This window comes from Pseudomonas sp. LF-5, from assembly GCF_037626295.1.
In the GTDB taxonomy this organism is placed as follows: Bacteria; Pseudomonadota; Gammaproteobacteria; order Pseudomonadales; family Pseudomonadaceae; genus Aquipseudomonas; species Aquipseudomonas monsensis.
In genome coordinates this window covers 501183-522632 of record NZ_JARKMT010000003.1, presented here as the reverse complement: position 1 = coordinate 522632, position 21450 = coordinate 501183, and the positions used below count along the sequence as shown (strand labels likewise).

General features: G+C 61.7%; 19 protein-coding genes. 4 read left to right on the top strand and 15 right to left on the bottom strand.

What is annotated here, in order from left to right; genetic code table 11:
- Positions 1 to 153 precede the first annotated feature (153 nt).
- The 7 genes from PseuLF5_RS14415 to PseuLF5_RS14385 all read right to left on the bottom strand — a co-directional run bounded on the left by PseuLF5_RS14415 (position 154) and on the right by PseuLF5_RS14385 (position 9251).
- Complete coding sequence (locus tag PseuLF5_RS14415) at positions 154 to 714, bottom strand: phosphonate degradation HD-domain oxygenase (RefSeq protein ID WP_340133820.1); 561 nt, start codon at positions 712 to 714, stop codon at positions 154 to 156.
- Positions 714 to 1847, bottom strand: coding sequence for a TIGR03364 family FAD-dependent oxidoreductase (locus PseuLF5_RS14410; RefSeq protein ID WP_340133819.1), 1134 nt, complete (start codon positions 1845 to 1847; stop codon positions 714 to 716). The genes PseuLF5_RS14415 and PseuLF5_RS14410 overlap by 1 nt, the downstream gene beginning before the upstream one ends.
- A 142-nt stretch (positions 1848 to 1989) precedes the next feature.
- Positions 1990 to 3015 carry a putative 2-aminoethylphosphonate ABC transporter substrate-binding protein gene (locus PseuLF5_RS14405; RefSeq protein WP_340133818.1) on the bottom strand — a complete coding sequence of 342 codons (1026 nt, stop codon included), beginning with the start codon at positions 3013 to 3015 and terminating at the stop codon, positions 1990 to 1992.
- A gap of 41 nt (positions 3016 to 3056) precedes the next feature.
- Positions 3057 to 4781, bottom strand: coding sequence for a putative 2-aminoethylphosphonate ABC transporter permease subunit (locus tag PseuLF5_RS14400; protein WP_222834101.1), 1725 nt, complete (start codon positions 4779 to 4781; stop codon positions 3057 to 3059).
- A complete protein-coding gene (locus tag PseuLF5_RS14395; RefSeq protein ID WP_340133817.1) occupies positions 4781 to 5857 on the bottom strand; it encodes a putative 2-aminoethylphosphonate ABC transporter ATP-binding protein in 1077 nt (358 codons plus the stop codon). Before PseuLF5_RS14395 ends, PseuLF5_RS14400 begins: the two co-directional genes overlap by 1 nt.
- 258 nt (positions 5858 to 6115) lie before the next feature.
- Positions 6116 to 6979, bottom strand: a complete 864-nt coding sequence (locus tag PseuLF5_RS14390) for a LysR family transcriptional regulator (RefSeq protein WP_340133864.1) — start codon at positions 6977 to 6979, stop codon at positions 6116 to 6118.
- A 16-nt stretch (positions 6980 to 6995) separates the two neighbouring features.
- Complete coding sequence (locus PseuLF5_RS14385; protein WP_340133815.1) at positions 6996 to 9251, bottom strand: heavy metal translocating P-type ATPase; 2256 nt, start codon at positions 9249 to 9251, stop codon at positions 6996 to 6998.
- A gap of 84 nt (positions 9252 to 9335) precedes the next feature.
- Here PseuLF5_RS14385 and cadR point away from each other — a divergent pair, with 84 nt between their 5' ends.
- The gene (gene cadR, locus PseuLF5_RS14380; RefSeq protein WP_016983204.1) at positions 9336 to 9785 is read left to right on the top strand and encodes a Cd(II)/Pb(II)-responsive transcriptional regulator; all 450 of its coding nucleotides are present in this window, start codon (positions 9336 to 9338) and stop codon (positions 9783 to 9785) included.
- Positions 9786 to 9907: 122 nt separating this feature from the next.
- Here cadR and PseuLF5_RS14375 read toward each other — a convergent pair whose 3' ends face one another.
- From PseuLF5_RS14375 to PseuLF5_RS14365, 3 genes are all read right to left on the bottom strand, one after another.
- A complete protein-coding gene (locus PseuLF5_RS14375) occupies positions 9908 to 10879 on the bottom strand; it encodes a thymidylate synthase (protein WP_123469624.1) in 972 nt (323 codons plus the stop codon).
- 50 nt (positions 10880 to 10929) lie between these two features.
- Positions 10930 to 11745 (bottom strand): prolipoprotein diacylglyceryl transferase, encoded by an 816-nt coding sequence (gene lgt, locus PseuLF5_RS14370; RefSeq protein WP_123469626.1) that lies wholly within the window; start codon positions 11743 to 11745, stop codon positions 10930 to 10932.
- A gap of 79 nt (positions 11746 to 11824) precedes the next feature.
- Entirely contained in the window at positions 11825 to 12607 is a 783-nt protein-coding gene (locus PseuLF5_RS14365; protein WP_123469628.1) for a sulfite exporter TauE/SafE family protein, read from the bottom strand.
- A gap of 131 nt (positions 12608 to 12738) precedes the next feature.
- On the opposite strand from PseuLF5_RS14365, the gene PseuLF5_RS14360 reads away from it, so the two are divergent.
- A complete protein-coding gene (locus tag PseuLF5_RS14360) occupies positions 12739 to 13485 on the top strand; it encodes an NRDE family protein (RefSeq protein WP_128615562.1) in 747 nt (248 codons plus the stop codon).
- A 357-nt stretch (positions 13486 to 13842) separates the two neighbouring features.
- On the opposite strand, the gene ptsP is transcribed toward PseuLF5_RS14360, so the two are convergent.
- On the bottom strand, positions 13843 to 16122 hold the full coding sequence (gene ptsP, locus PseuLF5_RS14355; protein ID WP_123454403.1) for a phosphoenolpyruvate--protein phosphotransferase: 2280 nt from the start codon (positions 16120 to 16122) through the stop codon (positions 13843 to 13845).
- A gap of 22 nt (positions 16123 to 16144) precedes the next feature.
- A complete protein-coding gene (locus PseuLF5_RS14350; protein WP_003229203.1) occupies positions 16145 to 16624 on the bottom strand; it encodes an RNA pyrophosphohydrolase in 480 nt (159 codons plus the stop codon).
- 143 nt (positions 16625 to 16767) lie between these two features.
- Here PseuLF5_RS14350 and PseuLF5_RS14345 point away from each other — a divergent pair, with 143 nt between their 5' ends.
- A complete protein-coding gene (locus PseuLF5_RS14345; RefSeq protein ID WP_186747061.1) occupies positions 16768 to 17424 on the top strand; it encodes an HAD family hydrolase in 657 nt (218 codons plus the stop codon).
- Positions 17425 to 17544: 120 nt separating this feature from the next.
- On the opposite strand, the gene PseuLF5_RS14340 is transcribed toward PseuLF5_RS14345, so the two are convergent.
- On the bottom strand, positions 17545 to 17958 hold the full coding sequence (locus tag PseuLF5_RS14340) for a DUF2269 family protein (protein ID WP_222834098.1): 414 nt from the start codon (positions 17956 to 17958) through the stop codon (positions 17545 to 17547).
- A gap of 40 nt (positions 17959 to 17998) precedes the next feature.
- Complete coding sequence (gene ilvA, locus PseuLF5_RS14335; protein WP_186747059.1) at positions 17999 to 19513, bottom strand: threonine ammonia-lyase, biosynthetic; 1515 nt, start codon at positions 19511 to 19513, stop codon at positions 17999 to 18001.
- Between the two features lie 148 nt (positions 19514 to 19661).
- Between ilvA and rpiA the strand changes: the two genes are divergently transcribed.
- Positions 19662 to 20336: a ribose-5-phosphate isomerase RpiA gene (gene rpiA, locus PseuLF5_RS14330; RefSeq protein WP_007913886.1), complete on the top strand. Its 675-nt coding sequence runs from the start codon at positions 19662 to 19664 to the stop codon at positions 20334 to 20336.
- 144 nt (positions 20337 to 20480) lie between these two features.
- Here rpiA and PseuLF5_RS14325 read toward each other — a convergent pair whose 3' ends face one another.
- Complete coding sequence (locus PseuLF5_RS14325) at positions 20481 to 21398, bottom strand: SdiA-regulated domain-containing protein (protein WP_222834097.1); 918 nt, start codon at positions 21396 to 21398, stop codon at positions 20481 to 20483.
- Positions 21399 to 21450 lie beyond the last annotated feature (52 nt).

Here is a 21450-nt window from a genome sequence, read left to right as displayed (position 1 = left end):
GCTCCCTCTCCCTGCACTCCCGAAGGGAGAGGGAGCTGACCGTGGTGTTCTCGGGTCATACATCGACCTGAGACACCCAGTCGAACTCAGGTTTGAAACGCATGAAGATCGGCTCCCTCTCCCTCCGGGAGAGGGCTGGGGTGAGGGTTGCAATCACTCAGCCGACAACAAAACCTCAGCCTTGCGCTTCAGCACACTCAAATCCATTACCGGCACCGCTATCTCCTTGGCCAACTCATCCCACTGCCGCATCCGCAGGCTGACAGCACACAACGGATCGCGCTCAAACATGTCCGCCTCTGCCGCCGTCATCACCCCGCCCTGATACGCCAGTGTCCTGCGACTGGCCTCACTTAAGCGCTCGAAATACCCCGGCTCACGCAACGTCAGATACCGCTTGGCCTGCACGTGATACTCCACCAACCGCGCCAGGCGCTCGCTGAAACCCGCCTCACGCAAATAATCCGCCCCCAGCCGCTCATGGCTGACCACGCCATACCCGCCCATGTTCTCGGCGCCCTCGGCACACAGATGGCCGATGTCGTGGAAGAACGCCGCCAGCACCACCTCGTCATCGAAGCCTTCGGCGATTGCCAGTTCGGCGGCCTGGGACATGTGTTCGATCTGCGACACCGGTTCGCCGATGTAATCGCGAGTGCCGAAACGCTCATACAACCCGAACACCCGGGCGACGACTTGCTGCTGCTCCGTCATCAGATTTCCTCCAGCAACTGCGCGATGTTGCGCTCGGCCAGCGCCGGGCCGACGCTCATGCCGACGCCGGTATGCATCAGCGCCACACTCAGCCCCGGTGCCGGGCGCAGGAACGAAAACGGTCCCGGCCCACGGGCACCGTAGACGCCCTGCCAGCGCTCGACCACGTGCACCTTGCAACCCAGCGTCTGCTCGGCCAGTTCCAGCATCCAGTTGTCCACCTGTTCGGCGTTGAACGGTGACGGGTCGCTGCCGTAATGGTGCGAATCGCCGATGATCAGCTCGCCATACGGCGTCGGGCTGATCAGCAGGTGGATGCCGTTGTCGTGCAGGTGCGGTTGTTCGCGCAGGATCTGCGCCTGCACCGCTGCCGCCTGCGGTAGATCGGCGAAGGCGCCGTAGTGAACGCAGCTCAAACCAGTGAGCAAGGCGTGTTGCAGGTTCAGTTCGAACTGCGGTTTGGCGCGAAGCATTTGCAGGCGACAGATTTGCGGGGCGAGCGCGGCAATCGGCTCGGCCAGCAGGGTCTGATAATCGTGGCCGGAGCAGACGATGATCTGTTTCGCCGTGAACGTACCGGCGGTGCTTTGTAGGCGCCCCGGCTCGACGTCACGCACCAGCGTGGAGAAATGAAATTCGACGCCGAGGTCGCGGCGCAGGTAGTCGATCAGCGCCGGGATCGCTTCACGCGAGTACAGCTGTTGATCGTCCATGCCGTGCAACGCCGCGCGGTGGTGGCTGAACTGACCGTGGTACAGATCACGCAGGGCAGCACCGCGCAATAGCGCGATGTTGTAACCGTGTTCCACGGCGCGGCCGTTGCAAAAGGCTTCGAGCAGGTGTTCTTCAGCTTCGGTGCGGGCGAACAGGTACGAGCCGTTACGCTTGATCTGCAGACCGGCGAGTTGCGCCCAGTCACCCCAGATGTCGCGGCTGGCCTTGGCCAGTTCGAGCATCGGGCCGGGTGGCTGGCCGGTGACCAGCGCCTGGCCGAAGTTGCGCACCGAGGCGCCGAGAGGCGTGGCGGTGCGTTCGAAAACGCTGACCTTGAGCCCGCGCTTGGCGGCGGCATAGGCGTGAGACAGGCCGAGGATGCCGGCGCCTGCGATGAGCAGGTCTTTGTGTTGGGTCATTTAGAGGTGCTCTGAATGAGAGACCGCTTTCGCTGGCAAGCCAGCTCCCACAGGTTTAGAGGTGTTCAAAAATCTGTATCCACCCCGGAATACTGTGGGAGCTGGCTTGCCAGCGATGGGGCCCTGTCAGTCGATAAAGATCTTACTTGGCGACGACTTTCTCGGACTTGCCGTCATAACGCTTGCGCCACTCGGTCAGGATCTCGTCGCGATTCTTCGAGGCCCAGGCAAAGTCGTTCTTGATCAGGCGCTGCTCGTAGTCGGCCGGCAGTTCGGTTTGCGGCTTGGCGATACCCGGCTGAGCAAGAACAGCGAAGTTCTCTTTGTACAGGTCCATCGCCTCGGCGCTGGCAGAGAAGTCCGCGAGTTCTTTCGCTGCTTCTTCATGCGGCGTGCCTTTGATCACGGCAGTGGCTTCGATCTCCCAGCCCAGGCCTTCCTTCGGCAGGATGATGTCCAGCGGCGCGCCCTGGCGTTTCAGCTGAACGGCCGGGTATTCAAAGGAAATGCCGATCGGGAACTCACCCGCCGCTGCCAGTTTGCAAGGCTTGGAACCGGAGTGAACGTACTGGCCGATGTTCTGGTGCAGACCGTCCATGTAGGCCCAGCCCTGCTTCTCGCCGAAGGTTTGCAGCCAGGCGCTGACGTCGAGGAAACCGGTGCCGGACGACGCCGGGTTCGGCATGACGATCTTGCCCTTGTACTCAGGCTTGGTCAGATCCTGCCAGCTCACTGGCTTGGTCAGGCCCTGCTTTTCCGCTTCAACGGTGTTGAAGCAAATGGTCGCGGCCCAGACGTCCATGCCGACCCAGGCTGGCGGGTTGGCGGCGTCGCGGTAGTTCGCGCCGATCTTGCCCAGATCCTTCGGCGCGTAGCTTTGCAACATGCCTTGCTGATCGAGAATCGCCAGGCTCGAAGCGGCCAGCCCCCACACCGCGTCAGCCTGCGGACGGGCCTTTTCGGCGAGCAGTTTGGCGGTGATGATCCCGGTGGAGTCACGCACCCACTTGATCTCGACGTCCGGGTTGGCCTTTTCGAACGCTTCTTTGTAGGACTTCAATTGCTCGGCTTCGAGGGCGGTGTACACCGTCAACTCGGTTTTTGCCGCGAAGGCATTCAGGCTGAAAGTAGCGAGCACAGCAGCGGCCAGGGCCATAGGCTTGAACATGATCGTTTTCCTGTAGGTGAGTTGAGGTTTGCAGGTTTGAATCAGTGACCGGGCGCGGTTTGCCGCCAGGCCTGGGAACGGCGCAGCAAGCCGCGCGAAGCCCACGCCAGCAGCAAGGACACGCCTGCCGAGGTGAACAGAATCAGGGTCGACATCGCCGCCGCGCCGCCGACGTTGCCGGCGTCATCCATGTTCAGCACCGCCACCGCCGCGAGGATGGTGTCGGGGCTGTAGAGGAAGATCGCCGCCGACACGGTGGTCATCGCCGAAACGAACAGGTAGCGCACGATGTCGAGCAGCGCCGGCAGGCAGATCGGCACGGTCACACGCAAGTAATGCCGATATAGCGGCGCCTTGAGCGACAGCGCTGCCGCTTCGAACTCGGCGTCGAGCTGGCGCAGCGCGGTGGTCGCGGTCATTTGTGCGGTGGTCAGGTAGTGCGCAATGGTGCAGACGATCAGCAGGGTCATCGTCCCGTACAGCACGTGCAGCGGGTTGCCGGTGAGGTTGAAGAAGAAGACGTAACCCAGGCCAAGCACCAGCCCCGGCACCGCCATCGGGATGAAACTGAGCATGCGCAACGCCAGGTTGAGGCCGCGCTGGGTGCGGGTTTTCTCCATCAGGTAAGCGCCGGTGAAGATCAGCACACTGCCGATCAGCGCCGTACCCAGCGCCATCTTCAAACTGTTGCCGTAGGCCAGCCAGCCACCGCCGGCGGTTTCGTTGAACTGATAGTGGTTGAGCGACAGCGACAGGTTGTACGGCCAGAACTTCACCAGCGAGGAAAACACCGCCATGCCGAACACCAGAATCAACGCGGCGCTGATCAGCAAAACAATCGCCAGATAGCAGCCGTCACGCAATTTCGATGGCACCGGCTTGAACACTTGGGCGCGGCCACTCATTGAATCGCCATGACGGCGGCGCAGCCAGGCATCCACACCAAAGCTGAACAGCGCCGGCAGCAACAGCACCATGCCGATCAACGCGCCGCGACCGAATTGCTGTTGGCCGACCACCGCTTTGTAGGCTTCCAGCGCCAGCACTTGATAGTCGCCACCGACTACCACCGGCACCCCGAAATCGGTGATGGTCAGGGTGAACACCAGACAGAATGCGGCGAACACTGCCTGGCGGGTCGCCGGCCAAGTGATGCTACGAAACGCCTTGGCCGGGCTGGCGCCCATGCTCGACGCTGCATCGAACAGGCGCGCATCGGCCAGCGACAATGCCGAGAGCAGAATCATCAGCGCATGGGGGAAGGTGTAAATCACCTCACCCAGCACAATCCCCCAGAAACCGTAGATGTTGTCCGAGAGCAGCCCGCGCAACATGCCCTGGTTGCCGAACAGATAGACCAGCGCGATCCCCGGCAGCATCGACGGTGCCATCAATGGCAGCAGGGAAATCCCGCGCCAGATGCCCTTGGCCGGAATCAGCGTGCGTTGCAGGGCGTAGGCAAACAGGTAGGCCAGCGGTACGACAATGGCCGCAACGCTGAGGGAAACTTTCAGGCTGTTGCCGAGCAGCCAGTGGAAATTGGCGCTGGTCACCAGCTCCTTCGCGGCGAGCCAGCCACCGCCCTGCCCGGCCTCGCTGCTGAAGCCGCGCCAGAAGATCGCCAGCAAGGGCAGCAGCACCGCAACACCGAGCAGCAACAACAGCAGGAGTTTGCCGCCGAGGACAAAGATCCGGTCACCGACCTCGGCACCGGACACTCGCCGCGCCTGCTTGTGCGGTAGCGGCAGTGCGATGTTCGCGCTCATCAGGCAAACACCTGCAGGCTGCGCGGCGGCAAGGCGACCATGATTTGCTGGGCGCCGAGGCGCGGCATGGCTTCCGGCGCCAGTTCGGCAAGCAACGGATGCCCCGGCAATTGGTCGAGTTCGAAGCTCATGCGGCAGCGGTTGCCGAGGAAAGTGATCTCGCGCACCTTGGCCGGAAACAGGTTTTCTTCGTGCACCACGGGATTGACGTTGATCGCTTCCGGACGGCAGAACAGTCGCCCCGAAGCGCCGCTCACGCTGCCATCAGCCAGACGCACATCCATCCCGCCAACCCGGGCGTGATTGGCGCTGCTGCGCTGGAACGGCAGCCAGTTGCCCTGACCGACAAACTCGGCCACGAACGGTGTGGCCGGGCGGTTGTAGATTTCCTGCGGGGTGGCGTACTGCTCGACACGGCCGTTGTTCATCACAGCGATGCGGTCGGCCATCAGCATGGCTTCGTCCTGATTGTGGGTGACCATCAGGGTGGTGATGCCGAGGTTGCGCTGCAGTTGGCGCAGTTCGGTGCACAGATGCTCGCGTACCCGGGCGTCCAGCGCCGACATCGGCTCATCGAGCAACAGCAGCGACGGCGCCGGGGCCAGGGCACGCGCCAGCGCGACTCGCTGTTGCTGGCCGCCGGACAACTGGCCCGGGTACTTTTTCTCACTGCCGGTGAGGCCGACCAGCTCCAGCATCTGCCCGACGCGGCGACGGACTTCGTCGCGACCACTGCCGGCGAGGCCGTAGGCAATGTTCGCTTCGACCGTCAGATTGGGGAACAGCGCGTAGGACTGGAACAGAATCCCGTAGTCCCGGGCTTGTGGGGCGAGGTGCGAAACGTCGCGGTCACCGAGGTACAACTCGCCGCTGTCCTGTTTCTCCAGCCCGGCGATGCAGCGCAGCAGCGTGGTCTTGCCACAGCCGGAGGGGCCGAGCAGACACACCAGCTCACCGGCCGCGACGTCGAGGGAGACGTTATCCAGTGCGGTAAACGCGCCGAAGCGCTTCTGCACGCCGCGCACTTTCATCGGCGCACCGGGATTGGTCAGGGCAGTTGCGATTGCAGGATTCATGGACAGACCTCATCAAGCTGATGGGGCCAATCCTAGAGTTGTAATGCGTCCGTCATGTGGCAGTGAGGCAAAAACGGCCGATAGTGGTATTCGGGGATTTTGGTTCAGAAGATTCAGGTCTTGGGTTGTTTGATCGGGCCTCATCGCTGGCAAGCCAGCTCCCACAGAGATCTCCAGTGAATACAAATTTTGTGAACACCAGAAATACCTGTGGGAGCTGGCTTGCCAGCGATGAGGCCAGTAAGGGCGACCGAGAATTCAGGCCGGGGACATTTCCTGGGCCAACCCCAGAAATGCCGCCGGCAACCGCGCGCCCTTCCTTTCTTTCAGGCAATACAGATACTCGGGAATCTGCGGCGCATTCTCGATGGTCAGCACCCGCAACTGCGGATCATGCGGCACTTCCTGGCGGGCAATGATGCTGATGCCGATGTTGCGCAGCACCGCCTCACGGATCGACTCGCGGCTGCCGATCTCCAGCAATGGCCCGAAACTGACCCCGGCACTGGCCAGCAACTCCTCGGTCAGACGCCGCGTCGTTGACCCGGTTTCACGCATCAACAGGGTGTGCCCGGCCAGTGCGCTCAAAGCCACGTGATCATGAGCTGCCAGCGGATGATTGCGATGCACCGCCAGCACCAGTGGATCAGTGCCCAGCACCCGGCGAATCAATCGCGCATCGTCGAGCAACTGCGACGAAGCGGCGACGTCCACCCGGTAGTCCTCCAGCGCTTCGAGCACCTGTTGCGAATTGCCGATTTCCACCGACACCTCCACCTGCGGCAAGCGCTCGCGAAAGGTCTTCACCAGATCGAGGATGTAATACGGCGCGGTCGCGGCAATACGCAACGTGCCCTGCACCTGACCGCTGTTGCGCAAGAAGAACTCGATGTCGGCTTCCTGCTGCAACAGCGCCTTGACCATCGGCAGCAACCGCGCGCCTTCGTCGCTGACGCTCAGGCGCCGACCGCCACGGTAGAACAGTTCCACCGAGTATTGGCTTTCGAGGTTGCGGATCTGCGTGGTCACGGTGGGTTGGCTAAGGCCGAGCTTTTTCGCCGCCAGCGTGATGCTGCCCAGGCGGGCGACCATGTAAAACGCTTTCAGCTCGGCACTCAGCACAACCATCCCTCATCGTTTATTTACGCAACAGGCGCAAACCGTTGAACACCACCAGCAGGCTCACGCCCATGTCGGCGAATACCGCCATCCACATGGTGGCGAGTCCGGCGAAGGTTACCCCAAGAAAGATAGCCTTGATCACCAGTGCCAAGGCGATGTTCTGTTTCAGGATGCTGGCAGTGTCACGCGACAGGCTGATAAACGCGGGAATCTTGCGCAGATCGTCGTCCATCAGGGCGACATCGGCGGTTTCAATCGCGGTGTCGGTGCCGGCCGCCGCCATGGCGAAACCGATCTCGGCGCGGGCCAGTGCCGGGGCGTCGTTGATGCCGTCGCCGACCATGCCCACCCGATGCCCCTGTGCATAAAGTGCTTCGATGGCTTGCAGCTTGTCGGTCGGCAGCAAGTCGCCCTTGGCCTGATCAATGCCGACCTGCGCGGCAATCGCCTGCGCGGTGTGCACGTTGTCACCGGTGAGCATCAGGGTTTTCACGCCCAGAGCATGCAACTGGCGGATCGCTTCGCGGCTGCTTTCCTTGACGGTATCGGCCACGGCGAACAGCGCCAGCGGGCCGGAGCTGTCGAGCAGCAGCACCACCGACTTGCCCTGCTTCTCCAGCGCAAACAGTTTTTCTTCCAGCTGCGGCGAGCACAGGCCCAGTTCTTCGACGAGACGATGGTTACCCAAGTGATAGGTCTGACCGTTGACCTGCCCCTTCACCCCGCGACCGGCCAACGCTTCGAAGTTATCCACAGTCAGCGCTTTGAAGTTCTTATCCACAGCGGCGTTGGCGATGGCCAGCGACACGGGGTGATCGGAGCGACCGGCCAACGCAGCAGCGATTGCCGGCGCCGTGGCATCTGCCGTTGGGTCGAGGGACAGGTAATCGGTTTGCACCGGTTTGCCGTGAGTGATGGTCCCGGTCTTGTCCAGCGCCAGATAATCGAGCTTGAAACCGCCCTCCAGGTACACGCCGCCCTTGACCAGAATGCCTTTGCGCGCCGCCGCCGCAAGGCCGCTGACGATGGTCACCGGAGTGGAAATCACCAGCGCGCAGGGGCACGCTACCACCAGCAGCACCAGCGCGCGGTAGATCCAGTCGAACCACGCCGCGCCCATGAACAGCGGCGGAATGATCGCCACGGCCAGTGCCAGGACAAATACCACCGGGGTGTAGATTTTCGAGAATTGATCGACGAAGCGTTGGGTCGGGGCGCGTGCGCCTTGCGCCTGCTCGACGGCGTGGATGATTCGCGCCAGGGTCGAGTTGTTCGCCGCAGCGGTGACGGCATACTCCAGCGAACCGGCCTGATTGATGGTGCCGGCGAAAACCTTGTCGCCGACGGTTTTCTCTACCGGCAGGCTCTCGCCGGTGATCGGCGCCTGGTCGATGGTCGAACTGCCGCTGACCACCTCGCCGTCCAGCGCGATCCGCTCGCCGGGTTTTACCCGCACGCGGGCGCCGAGTTCGACGCTTTTCACGTCCTGCTCAATCCAGCTGCCGTCAGCCTGCAACACCGTGGCTTGCTCCGGCGTCATTTGCATCAAACCGCTGATGGCATTGCGCGCACGATCCAGTGAGCGCGCCTCGATCAGTTCGGCCACGGTAAACAGGAACATCACCATCGCCGCTTCCGGCCACTGCCCGATCAACACCGCACCGGTCACCGCGATGCTCATCAGCGCGTTGATATTGAGGTTGCGGTTCTTCAGGGCGATCCAGCCCTTTTTGTAGGTAGTCAGGCCACCGCTGAGGATCGACACCAACGCAATGATCGCCACCACCCAGGTCGGCGCGGCACTGGTGAAGTGGATCACTTCAGCCGCGAGCGCACCGACGCCGGACAGCGCCAGCGGCCACCAGTGTTTTTTCACCGGCGCAGGGGCCGGCGCTTCGACACCCGCCTCCAAAGGCTCGGCGTGCATGCCCAGCGAGGTGATCGCCTCGGTGATCGGCGCGGTGTCCGGCAGATTGTGGGTGACGCCGAGCACGCGGTTGATCAGGTTGAATTCCAGTTGCTGCACGCCGGGCAGCTTGCCGAGCTTGTTCTGGATCAGCGTCTGCTCGGTCGGGCAGTCCATCGCCTCGATGCGGAAACTGCTGAGCCGCGCATCGGCGCTGGTCTTTTCGCTCAGTTGCACCAACGCAGGCGCAGCGGCTTTAGACGAGCAGCAAGAGTCGCCGCCATGTGAATGCTTATGCACAGGCTGCAATTTGTGGCTGTGATCGTGCCCCGCGTGGGGTTTGTGGGTGTGCCGGGAATCGCTCATTGGTCGCGTCCATGAAGGTGCCTGTTGCCAAGTAAAGACCCTGTAGCCACTATAGGGTCAAGCACCCTTTTGGAGATGGCCGTCATGAAGATCGGCGAACTGGCGAAACTCACCGACTGCGCGGTGGAAACCATCCGCTATTACGAGCGCGAAAACCTGCTGCCGGAACCGGCGCGCAGCGACGGCAACTACCGCGTCTACACCCAGGCCCACGCCGAACGCCTGACCTTCATCCGCAACTGCCGCACCCTCGACATGACCCTCGAAGAAATCCGCAGCCTGCTGGCCATGCGTGACAGCCCGCAGGATCAGTGTGAAAGCGTCAATACGCTGATCGACGAGCACATCCAGCATGTGAAGGCGCGGATTGACGGCTTGCTGGCCTTGCAGACACAGCTGCTCGACCTGCGCCAACGCTGTGGCGAAGGGCCGATGGCCGATCAGTGCGGGATTTTGCAGCGGCTGGAAGTGAGTGGCGGGGTTGTTGCGACGGAAGTCGAACACTCCCATGTAGGCCGCAGTCACGGCCACTAGGAACACCAAAAAACACTGTGGGAGCTGGCTTGCCAGCGATAGCGGTTTTACAGACACATCAATGTTGAATGTGCCGCCGTAATCGCTGGCAAGCCAGCTCCCACAGGTTTATTGGCAAGCCTTCAGACCGCCATTGGCGCGGTCATCGGCGCATGGTGCTCGTAACCTTCCAGCGAGAAGTCGCTCGGCTCCACCAGCTCCAGCCACTCCGGCTGATACACACCCGTCTTGGCAAATTCCGGCACACGATCGGAGATCTTCAGCTTCGGCATGGCGAACGGCTCGCGCTTGAGCTGTTCGTTGAGCATGTCCAGGTGGTTCTCGTAGACGTGCGCATCACCGATGAAATAGGTGAACCAGCGCGGCGTATAGCCGGTCAGGCGACCGATCAGGCTCAGCAGCGCGGCGCCTTCGGTGAGGTTGAACGGCGTGCCCAGGCCCAGGTCGTTGGATCGGATGTAGAGGGTCAGAGAAATCTCTTTGGTCTCGACATTCGGGTGGAACTGATACAGCAGATGGCAAGGCGGCAGGGCCATTTCATCGAGCTGAGCGACGTTCCAGCCGTGGAACAGAATGCGGCGGCTGCCCGGATCCTTGATGATCGTGTCGACGCACTGGCGCACCTGGTCGATGGCTTTGTACAGCACCACGTAGGCCTGGCCATCTTCTTCGCCCTGGGCGATTTGCTTGTAGCCGTTGCTCAGGGTCTGCTCGATGGCGGCCGGGTTGCTTAGCGGGATCTGCTTGTACGCCGGCCATTTGCGCCATTGCACGCCGTAGATTTCGCCGAGGTCATCCTCGCCCTGGCGGAACGGGTTGGCCAGCCACTGCGCGTTTTCGTTGGCGTTCTGGTCCCAGACCTTGCAGCCCAGCGCACGGAATTCAGCGGCGTTGTTCACGCCACGCAAAAAGCCGCACATCTCGCCGATGGCCGATTTGAAGGCCATCTTGCGCGTGGTGATCGCCGGAAAACCTTCCTGCAGATCGAAACGCAGCATCGCCCCCGGGAAACTGATGGTGTTGATGCCGGTGCGGTTGGCCTGCTTGGTGCCGTTTTTGATGACGTGCGAGACCAGTTCGAGATATTGCTTCATGAGTTACCTGTGTCCTTTGAGCCCCGGCGTCGCGCACCGGGGTTCGTAGTTTAAGCCGTCGGGGCAACCGGCGCTGCCGGCGCACGACGATAGGCCAGCCAGATCAGGAACAGACCGCCGACGATCATCGGCACGCACAGCACTTGCCCCATGGTCAGCCAGTTCCAGGCCAGATAGCCCAGTTGCGCGTCCGGTACACGAACGAACTCGACGATAAAACGGAAGATGCCGTAGAACAGCGCGAACATGCCCGATACCGCCATGGTCGGACGCGGTTTGCGCGAGAACAGCCACAGGATCAAGAACAGCGCGACGCCTTCGAGCGCGAACTGATACAGCTGCGACGGGTGACGCGGCAACTGCGCCGGGTCGCTGAATGGCGGGAAGATCATCGCCCACGGCACGTCGGTCGGCTTGCCCCACAGCTCGGCGTTGATGAAGTTGCCGATACGCCCGGCGCCCAGACCAATCGGCACCATCGGTGCGACGAAGTCCATCAGTTGGAAGAACGACTTGCCGTTGCGCTTGCCGAACCACAAGGCCGCGAGCATCACGCCGATAAACCCGCCGTGGAACGACATGCCGCCCTTCCACACTTCGAAAATCAGCGTCGGATTGGCGAGGTAGGCGCTCAGATCGTAGAACAGCACGTAGCCCAGTCGCCCGCCGACAATCACCCCCATCGACAGCCAGAAGATCAGATCGGAGAGCTTCTCCTTGGACCAGGTCGGGTCGAAACGGTTGAGCCGGCGCGACGCCAGCAGCCATGCACCGCCGATACCGATCAGGTACATCAGGCCGTACCAGTGGATTTTCAGCGGACCGATGGCCAGGGCCACCGGGTCGATCTGCGGGTAAGGCAGCATTGCGACTCCTCGTTAGAGTTGAAACCAAAATTCCCGGGCGACGCTGCCACCTCAGGATTAAGCCAGGATTGCGGCGCGGTTAAAGCAGAAAGCTCAAACCCACGCAGAACAGCAAAGCGGCGAACAGCCGTTTCAGCAAGCGCGGCGACAATTTGTGCGCCAGGCGCGCGCCGATGCGGGCGAACACCATGCTGGTCAGGGCGATGCCCAACAACGCCGGCAGATAGACAAAACCGAGACTATGCGGCGGCAGCAACGGATCATGCCAGCCCAGAATCATGAAACTTAAGGCACTGGCCAGGGCGATCGGCAGGCCACAAGCCGACGATGTCGCCACCGCTTGCTGCATCGGCACGCTGCGCCAGGTCAGGAACGGCACGGTCAACGAACCGCCGCCAATGCCGAAAATCGCCGAGGCCCAGCCAATCACACTGCCGGCCACGGTCAGACCGAGTTTGCCCGGCACTGTTCGACTGGCCTTCGGTTTAACGTCCAGCGCCAGTTGCACAGCAATCACCAGAGCAAACACGCCGATGATTTTTTGCAGGTTGGGACCGGAAATAGCCTCGGCCGTCAGCGCGCCGAAACCGGCGCCGAGCAGAATGCCGACGGTCATCCACATGAAAATCGGCCAGCGCACCGCGCCGCGACGGTGATGCTCACGCACGGCGTTGACCGAGGTAAAGATGATCGTCGCCAGTGATGTCCCGACCGCCAGATGCGTAAGAATCGACTGATCAAAACCCTGCAGGGTGAAACTGAACACCAGCACCGGGACAATGATGATCCCGCCGCCCACCCCGAACAGCCCGGCCAGCACGCCCGCACAGGCGCCCAGCGCCAGATAGAGCAGAAATTCCATGACCGTCTCCCAGACCGCATCCCCAAAACCGGAGCGGCATGGTAACGGATGCATGGCCTCCTGCTCCACTTGCGATGGATGCACGGACGCCGGATGCGTAGAGTGAGCAAAAAACACACAAGGACCACCTTATGTGCCTGATTGTTTTCGCCTGGCGCCCGGGCCATGCCCAGCCGCTGATCGTCGCAGCCAACCGTGACGAGTTCTACGCCCGGCCCAGCCTGCCGCTGGCGCAATGGCCGGAAGCGCCGCACGTGCATGCCGGACGCGACCTGGAAGCGGGCGGCACGTGGCTGGGGATCGGCACCAACGGCCGCTTTGCCGCGCTGACCAACATCCGCGATCCGCATCAGCCGCCGGCACGCAAGTCACGGGGAGAACTGGTGGCGCGGTTTCTTACCGGCGATGCGTCGATTGATGATTATTTGAGCGATGTGGTCGGACGTGCGCCGGAATATGCCGGGTTCAACCTGCTGCTGGGCAATGCCCACGAGCTGTGGCACTTCAATGCGCGGACGTCCGAACCAGTGATGCTGGAGCCGGGGGTTTACGGGCTATCGAATGCAGGGCTGGATACGCCGTGGCCGAAGTTGCTCAAGGCCAAGGCAGCGTTGCACGCCGTGCTGGATGATCCGCAACCTGAGCGGTTGTTGGAGCTGCTGGGCGATGCGCAGACGGCGCCGTTTGCCGAGTTGCCGGACACCGGAGTCGGGTTGGCCACCGAATCATTGTTGTCGAGTGTGTTTATCGCCAGCCAGAGTTACGGGACGCGAGCGAGTACGGCGCTGGTGGTGCAGGCCGACGGAACGCGGCGGATGTTGGAGCGCAGTTTTGGGCCGTATGGAGGGCATTTGGGCGAGGTGGAGATAAACGCTTGAAAGCTACCCTCACCCCAGCCCTCTCCCGGAGGGAGAGGGGGCCGACCGAGATGTCTTGAGCCATACGCCGACCTGGAAGACCGAGCCGAATATGGATTCTGCACAGCACTTTCAAGTTGCTGCCGGACGATTTTGGATTCTGCACAACACTTTCAAGTTGCTGCCGGACGATTATGAATTCTGCACTGCACTTTCAAGTCGATGCCGGTCGATTATGGATTCAGCAATGCACTTTCAAGTCGGTGCGGGGCGATTATGGATTCAGCAATGCACTTTCAGGTCGGCGTACCTCGGCAGCATCCCCCAATCAGTCCCCTCTCCCTCCGGGAGAGGGCTAGGGTGAGGGGCTTTTGATCTTCAGAGGGCCTTGATGACCGCCGGCGGATGCATCTTCGACAACCCGAGATTCTTCAGCGCCAATTGCAACGAGCTGTGGATCACTTGCGGGTTATCAATGGTCATCAGCTCCGCCAGCAACTCCTGAGCCTTGCTCAGATTGACCTGACGCAACATCCACTTCACCTTCGGCAGGTTGGTGGCGTTCATCGACAGGCTGTCGAAACCCATGGCCATCAACAGTACCGCCGCTGCCGGGTCACCAGCCATTTCGCCGCAGATGCTGACCGGCTTGCCTTCGGCATGGGCGTCGCGCACCACGGTTTGCAGGGCTTGCAGCACCGCCGGGTGCAGGTAGTCGTAGAGATCGGCCACCCGCGGGTTGTTGCGATCGACCGCCAGCAGATACTGGGTCAGGTCGTTGGAGCCGACGGACAGGAAGTCGACCATCCGCGCCAGCTCCTTGGTCTGGTACACCGCCGCCGGGATCTCGATCATCACGCCGATCGGCGGCATCGGCACGTCGGTGCCTTCATCGCGCACTTCGCCCCAGGCCCGGTGGATCAGGTGCAGGGCTTCTTCGAGTTCGTGGGTGCCGGAGATCATCGGCAGCAGAATCCGCAGATTGTTCAGGCCTTCACTGGCCTTGAGCATTGCGCGGGTCTGCACCAGGAAGATTTCCGGGTGGTCGAGGGTGACGCGAATGCCGCGCCAGCCGAGGAACGGGTTGTCTTCCTTGATCGGGAAGTACGACAGCGACTTGTCACCGCCGATATCAAGGCTGCGCATGGTCACCGGTTGCGGATGAAACGCGGCGAGCTGTTCGCGGTAGATCGCCAGTTGTTCCTTTTCGCTCGGGAAGCGCTGGTTGATCATGAACGGCACTTCGGTGCGGTACAGGCCGACACCTTCGGCGCCACGCTTCTGCGCCCGCGCCACATCGGCGAGCAGACCGGTGTTGACCCACAGCGGCATGCGGTGACCGTCAAGGGTCACGCACGGCAGGTCGCGCAGGGTGTCGAGGCCCAGCGCCAGTTGTTTCTCTTCTTCGACGACCTCGGCGAACTGTTTGCGCAGCACTTCGCTCGGGTTGGTGTAGACCTCGCCGCGTGTGCCGTCGACGATCATCTCGATGCCATCGACCTTGGCGTACGGCAGGTCAACCAGCCCCATCACCGTCGGAATGCCCATCGCCCGAGCGAGGATCGCGACGTGGGAGTTACCCGAACCGAGTACCGAGACCAGACCGACCAGCGTGCCTTCCGGCACCTCGCCGAGCATTGCCGGCGTCAGCTCTTCGCTGACCAGAATGGTTTTTTCCGGGTAGACCAGGTTCTGCTGACGCTCTTCCTGCAGGTAGGCGAGCAGGCGCCGGCCGAGGTCTTTGACGTCCGACGCCCGCTCACGCAGGTAAGCATCGTCCATCAGTTCAAAACGGTTGACGTGTTCAGTGACCACCTGACGCAGCGCGCCCTGCGCCCACTGGCCGGTCTTGATCACGGTGGTGATTTCGCTGCCCAGCGAGGCATCGTCGAGCATCATCAGGTAGACATCGAACAGCGCGCGCTCTTCCGGACGCAGCTGGGTCGCCAGTTTGGCCGACAAGGCGCGCATGTCGGCGCGCACCCCTTCGATGGCGGTCTTGAACAGTGCCAGCTCAGCGTCGATGTCGGTGATGGTCTTGTCCGGCACCACGTCGAGATCGGCCGGCGGCAGCATGACCACGGCGGTACCGACGGCAGCCCCGGGCGAACCCGGTACGCCGACGAACTTGGCTTCCTGGATGCCTTTGCCCTGACGGCCCAGGCCACGGATCGAACCGGTGGCCTCGGCGTGGGCGATAACCCCGGCGAGTTGCGCGCTCATGGTCACGAGGAAGGCTTCTTCACCTTCATCGAACTGGCGGCGTTCTTTCTGCTGGATGACCAACACGCCGACGACGCGGCGGTGGTGAATGATCGGTGCACCGAGGAACGAGGCATATCGCTCTTCACCGGTTTCGGCGAAGTAGCGATAGCGCGGGTGATCCGCGGCGTTTTCGAGGTTCAGGGGTTCTTCACGCGTGCCGACCAGACCCACCAGACCTTCGTTGGGTGCCATGCTGACCTTGCCGATCGAGCGCTTGTTCAAGCCCTCGGTGGCCATCAGGACGAAGCGGTTGGTCTCGGGGTCAAGCAGGTAGACCGAGCAGACCTGGCTGCCCATGGCCTCTTTGACGCGCAACACAATAATCCCCAACGCCGCCTTGAGATCCTTGGCGGAGTTAACTTCCTGGACGATCTTGCGCAGCGTATTGAGCATGGCTCGGGGTCGAACTCCGTCGTCAGTCGCGCGCTAAAAGGCGCGGGGCAAGCTCTTTGAGGGCGCGGCGATACACCTCGCGCTTGAATGTCACCACCTGGCCCAACGGATACCAATAGCTGACCCAGCGCCAGCCATCGAACTCCGGTTTACCGGTCAAATCCATCCGCACCCGCTGCTCGTTGGAGATCAGGCGCAGGAGAAACCATTTCTGTTTCTGGCCGATGCACAGCGGTTGGCTGTGGGTACGCACCAGACGTTGCGGCAAACGATAGCGCAACCAGCCCCGGGTACAGGCGAGAATTTCAACATCTTCACGCTCCAGGCCCACTTCTTCGTTCAACTCGCGGTACAAGGCGTCCTCCGGCGTCTCCTCGGGGTTGATTCCCCCCTGCGGAAACTGCCAGGCATCTTGATTGATACGGCGAGCCCATAGCACCTGGCCGGCGTCATTCGTCAGAATGATCCCGACATTGGGGCGGAAACCATCGGGGTCGATCACGGCAACAACCTCGCAAACGCATGTCGCCGCATTGTTCCACAAAGCTTGATAAGGCGGCAACGAAGGTTCCTACCTTATGTGCACTCTTGTGAAAAGACCGTATTCTTGTCGCCTTTTTACTGACTTTTCAGCGGGTAACTGCAATGCGCCTGGCTCTATTCGATTTGGACAACACCCTTCTGGGCGGCGACAGCGATCACGCCTGGGGCGATTATCTGTGTGAACGCGGCTTCCTCGATCCGGTGGCATACAAGGCTCGCAACGACGAGTTCTATCAGGATTACCTGGCCGGCCAACTGGATAACGCCGCGTACCTGAACTTTTGCCTGGAAATCCTCGGTCGCACCGAAATGGCCGTGCTTGAGCAGTGGCACAACGACTACATGCGCGACTGCATCGAGCCGATCGTGCTGCCCAAGGCGCTGGAGCTGCTCAAACAACACCGTGACGCCGGCGACAAACTGGTGATCATCACCGCGACCAACCGCTTCGTGACGGCGCCGATTGCCGTGCGCCTGGGCGTGGAAACGCTGATCGCCACCGAGTGCGAAATGATCGATGGCCGCTACAGCGGGCGCAGCACCGACATTCCATGCTTTCGCGAAGGCAAGGTGACACGCCTCAATCGCTGGCTGGAGGAGACCGGGCATTCGCTGGATCACAGCTATTTCTACAGCGATTCGATGAATGACCTGCCGCTGCTGGAGCAGGTGGCGAACCCCGTCGCTGTCGATCCGGATCCGAATCTGCGCGCCGAGGCCGAGAAGCGTGGCTGGCCGGTGATTAGTCTGCGCGGCTAATTACGCCATCGCTGGCAAGCCAGCTCCCACAGGTTTTTCGGCTGTCCACAATATCCGTGTTCACTGAAGATCCCTGTGGGAGCTGGCTTGCCAGCGATTGGCTCGACTCGGTCTCAAGCCTTAAACAGGCTTGGCCCCCATCAACGCCGCAATGGCGAGAAATCCAACGCCGCTGACAATCGCCAGTGCCAGATTGAATTTCCGATTGCCGACCCCGCTCGTCCACAGCCGATTCAGCCGAACCAGCAGCCAGACGGCACTGAACGTGGCCACGGCATAGATCACACTGGAACCCAGAATCCAGAACTGCCCCAACGACCAGCCCACCAGGTGCACCAGCCACCAGCCGGTGAACGGCATGCTGAACATGCCGAGCAGCATCAGACACCAGATGAACAGCCAAGGCCGCTGCATCGTGCTGGCCGGTCCTTCGCTGCGATTACGCCAGGAAAGCGCGGCGAGCCCCAGCCCGCTCGCAAGGATCACCACGGTCGCCGCAACGTGAAGGACTTTCAGGGTGGTCAGGGTTTCCATGTGTTCGTCTTCCTTGGGCCATGCCCATCAGCGTAGCCGCTCAGCCAAGAAACAGCTGATAGGCCGGGTTCTCGCTTTCATCCCAATACGGGTAACCGATTTCCTCAAGGGCCGCCGGCACCAGATGGCGCTCGTCGTGCGGGACTTGCAGACCGGCGACCACGCGGCCATCGGCAGCCCCGTGGTTGCGGTAGTGGAACATCGAGATGTTCCAGCGCCCGCCCAGCTTGTTGAGGAAGTTGAACAGCGCCCCCGGACGTTCCGGGAACTCGAAGCGAAACACCACTTCATCAATGACGTGCGCCGCGTGCCCGCCGACCATGTGGCGAATGTGCAACTTGGCCAGCTCGTTATCGGTCAGGTCGATGACCGGAAAACCCTGTTCGGTCAGGCTCGCCAGCAGGGCGCTGCGCGGGTCGTTTTCCGGGTGGGTCTGCACGCCGACGAAAATGTGCGCTTCGCTGCCGGTGTTGTAGCGGTAGTTGAATTCGGTGATCTGGCGCTTGCCGACGGCCTCACAGAACGCCTTGAAGCTGCCGGCCTTCTCGGGAATGGTCACCGCGATGATCGCTTCGCGGCCTTCACCCAGCTCGGCGCGTTCGGCGACGTGGCGCAGGCGGTCGAAGTTGACGTTGGCGCCGGAGTCGATGGCGACGAAGGTCTGGCCGCTGACGCCGCGCAACTCGACATACTTCTTGATCCCGGCCACGCCCAAAGCGCCGGCAGGTTCGGTGATCGAGCGGGTATCGTCGTAGATATCCTTGATGGCGGCGCAGATTTCGTCCGTGCTGACGGTGATCACTTCGTCGACGTAATCCTTGCAGATGTCGAAGGTGTGCTGGCCGATCTGCGCCACCGCCACGCCGTCGGCGAAGATGCCCACGGTCGGCAATACCACGCGCTCACCCGCGGCCATGGCCGCTTGCAGGCAATTGGAGTCGTCCGGCTCGACACCGATGACCTTGATGTCCGGACGCAGGTATTTCACATACGCTGCGATGCCGGCGATCAGACCGCCGCCGCCGACCGGCACGAAGATCGCGTCCAGCGGTTGCGGGTGCTGACGCAGAATTTCCATCGCCACGGTGCCCTGCCCGGCAATGGTGTGCGGATCGTCGTACGGGTGGATGTAGACGTAGCCCTTTTCGTCGACCAGTTTCAACGAATAGGCCAGTGCCTCCGGGAACGAATCGCCGTGCAGCACCACTTTGCCGCCACGCGAGCGCACGCCCTCGACCTTGATCTCCGGGGTGGTCTTGGGCATGACGATAGTGGCTTTGACGCCCAGCACTTTCGCCGCCAGGGCCAGACCCTGCGCATGGTTACCCGCCGATGCAGTGACCACGCCACGGGCGCGCTCTTCGTCGGTCAGCTGGGTCAATTTGTTGTAGGCGCCGCGAATCTTGAACGAGAACACCGGCTGCAAGTCTTCACGCTTGAGCCAGATGTCATTGCCCAGCCGCTCGGAGAGCTGGCGAGCGTTCTGCAGCGGGGTTTCTACGGCAACGTCATAAACGCGCGAGGTGAGGATCTTTTTGACGTACTGTTCGAGCATCGGAAAGCATCACTGAGCGGGTTGGGCAGGGCCAAGGAGTCTAACCCGGCTTTTGCCCGGACGACCACACGAATCCAGAGGTTTTAGCCGCGCTTGCGGCTATAATGCCGGCCTTTCCGTTCTCACCTTGCCCGCTTCCGGAGCCCGCATGACCCAGGATCAACTCAAACAGGCAGTGGCGCAGGCCGCCGTCGACTTCATCCTTCCGAAACTCGACGACAAGAGCATCGTCGGGGTCGGCACCGGCTCCACCGCCAACTGCTTCATCGACGCCCTGGCCCAGCACAAGGGCGCGTTCGATGGCGCGGTCGCCAGCTCCGAAGCCACCGCTGCGCGCCTCAAGGGCCACGGTATTCCAGTGTATGAGCTGAACACCGTCAGCGACCTGGAGTTCTACGTCGACGGCGCCGATGAAAGCGACGCGCACCTGAACCTGATCAAGGGCGGCGGCGCAGCCCTGACCCGCGAGAAGATCGTCGCCGCCGTGGCCAAGACCTTCATCTGCATCGCCGACGCCAGCAAACTGGTGCCGGTGCTGGGCGAGTTCCCGCTGCCGGTCGAAGTGATCCCGATGGCCCGCAGCCACGTTGCCCGCCAACTGGTGAAACTGGGCGGCGACCCGGTGTACCGCGAAGGCGTGCTGACCGACAACGGCAACATCATTCTCGACGTGTTCAACCTGCAGATCACCAACCCGGTGGAGCTGGAAGCGCAGATCAATGCGATCGTCGGCGTGGTCACCAACGGCCTGTTCGCGGCGCGTCCGGCGGATCTGTTGCTGCTGGGCACCAGCGAAGGCGTGAAAACCCTCAAGGCTGAGTAAGCCCAGACTGCCCGAAATTTATGGGCAGATGAATAAACTGTGGGAGCTGGCTTGCCAGCGATGAGGCCGTGAGACTCAACAACAATGTTGACTGACAGACCGCCATCGCTGGCAAGCCAGCTCCCACAGTGTTTACGGTGTTGGTTAAGGCTGCGCAGGTTTTTTGAAGACGTAAAACAGGTTCGGCTCACTCACCAGATACAACGTGCCGTCATCATCCATCGCAATCCCCTCCGCCTGCGGCACGGTTTTCTTCAAACCCTGGCGCCCGCCACTGATCGACATCGTGCTCAACGGCCGCCCGCCGACATCCAGCTCCAGAATCAACCGTGACTCATCCGACAGCGCCAGCAAATGCCCGCTGCGCTCGTCGTATTGCAGGCTCGACAGATCGCGCACAAACATCCCGGCATCGCGCTTGGGATCGTTGATCACGTGCACCGCGTAGGACTTCTCCGGATTGAAGTGCGGAAAACCGTGCACTTCGTAGATCAGCATCGGGTTGCGTTCCTTCGCAACAAACAAGCGCTTGCCTACCGAGTCATACGCCAGGCCTTCAAAACCTTTGTTGCTGGCCATATGCACGCCGAGGGTCATCTGCTCGGCGTCCGCCGCGTCGAGGAATGTGGTGTCTGCCTCCAAGTGAATCTTGATCAGCCGCTGCTGACGCTCATCCGTGATCACGTAGGTGTCGGCGCTGATGTACTCGACGGCTTCGGGATCGCCAAAACCAATCAGGGCAATGCGCCGCAGGATCTTGCCTTCGAGCGACAGTTCGACCAGTTCGGAATTCTTGTTGGTTACGGTGAACAGGCTTTTGCGCACCGGATCGAAGGTGAGCGCCGAAACATCGTCGTCCAGCCCGTCAATCACCCGCGCTTCAATCTCGACGCGATACTGATCCAGCCCAATCGACTCGCTACTCTGCGGTTGCCACAGCGTGTGCAGATTGAACCAGGCGCGCTCGAACAGGCGCAGGTATTGGCCGATCGCAATCAACGCGATCAGGGCAATCACCGACAGGGTGACGAACAGGGGCTTGGGGCGGGCAAGTCGACGCATTCGGGCGGGCTCGGATTCAAAACAGGCGGATGAAATATCACGCCCGTCTGAA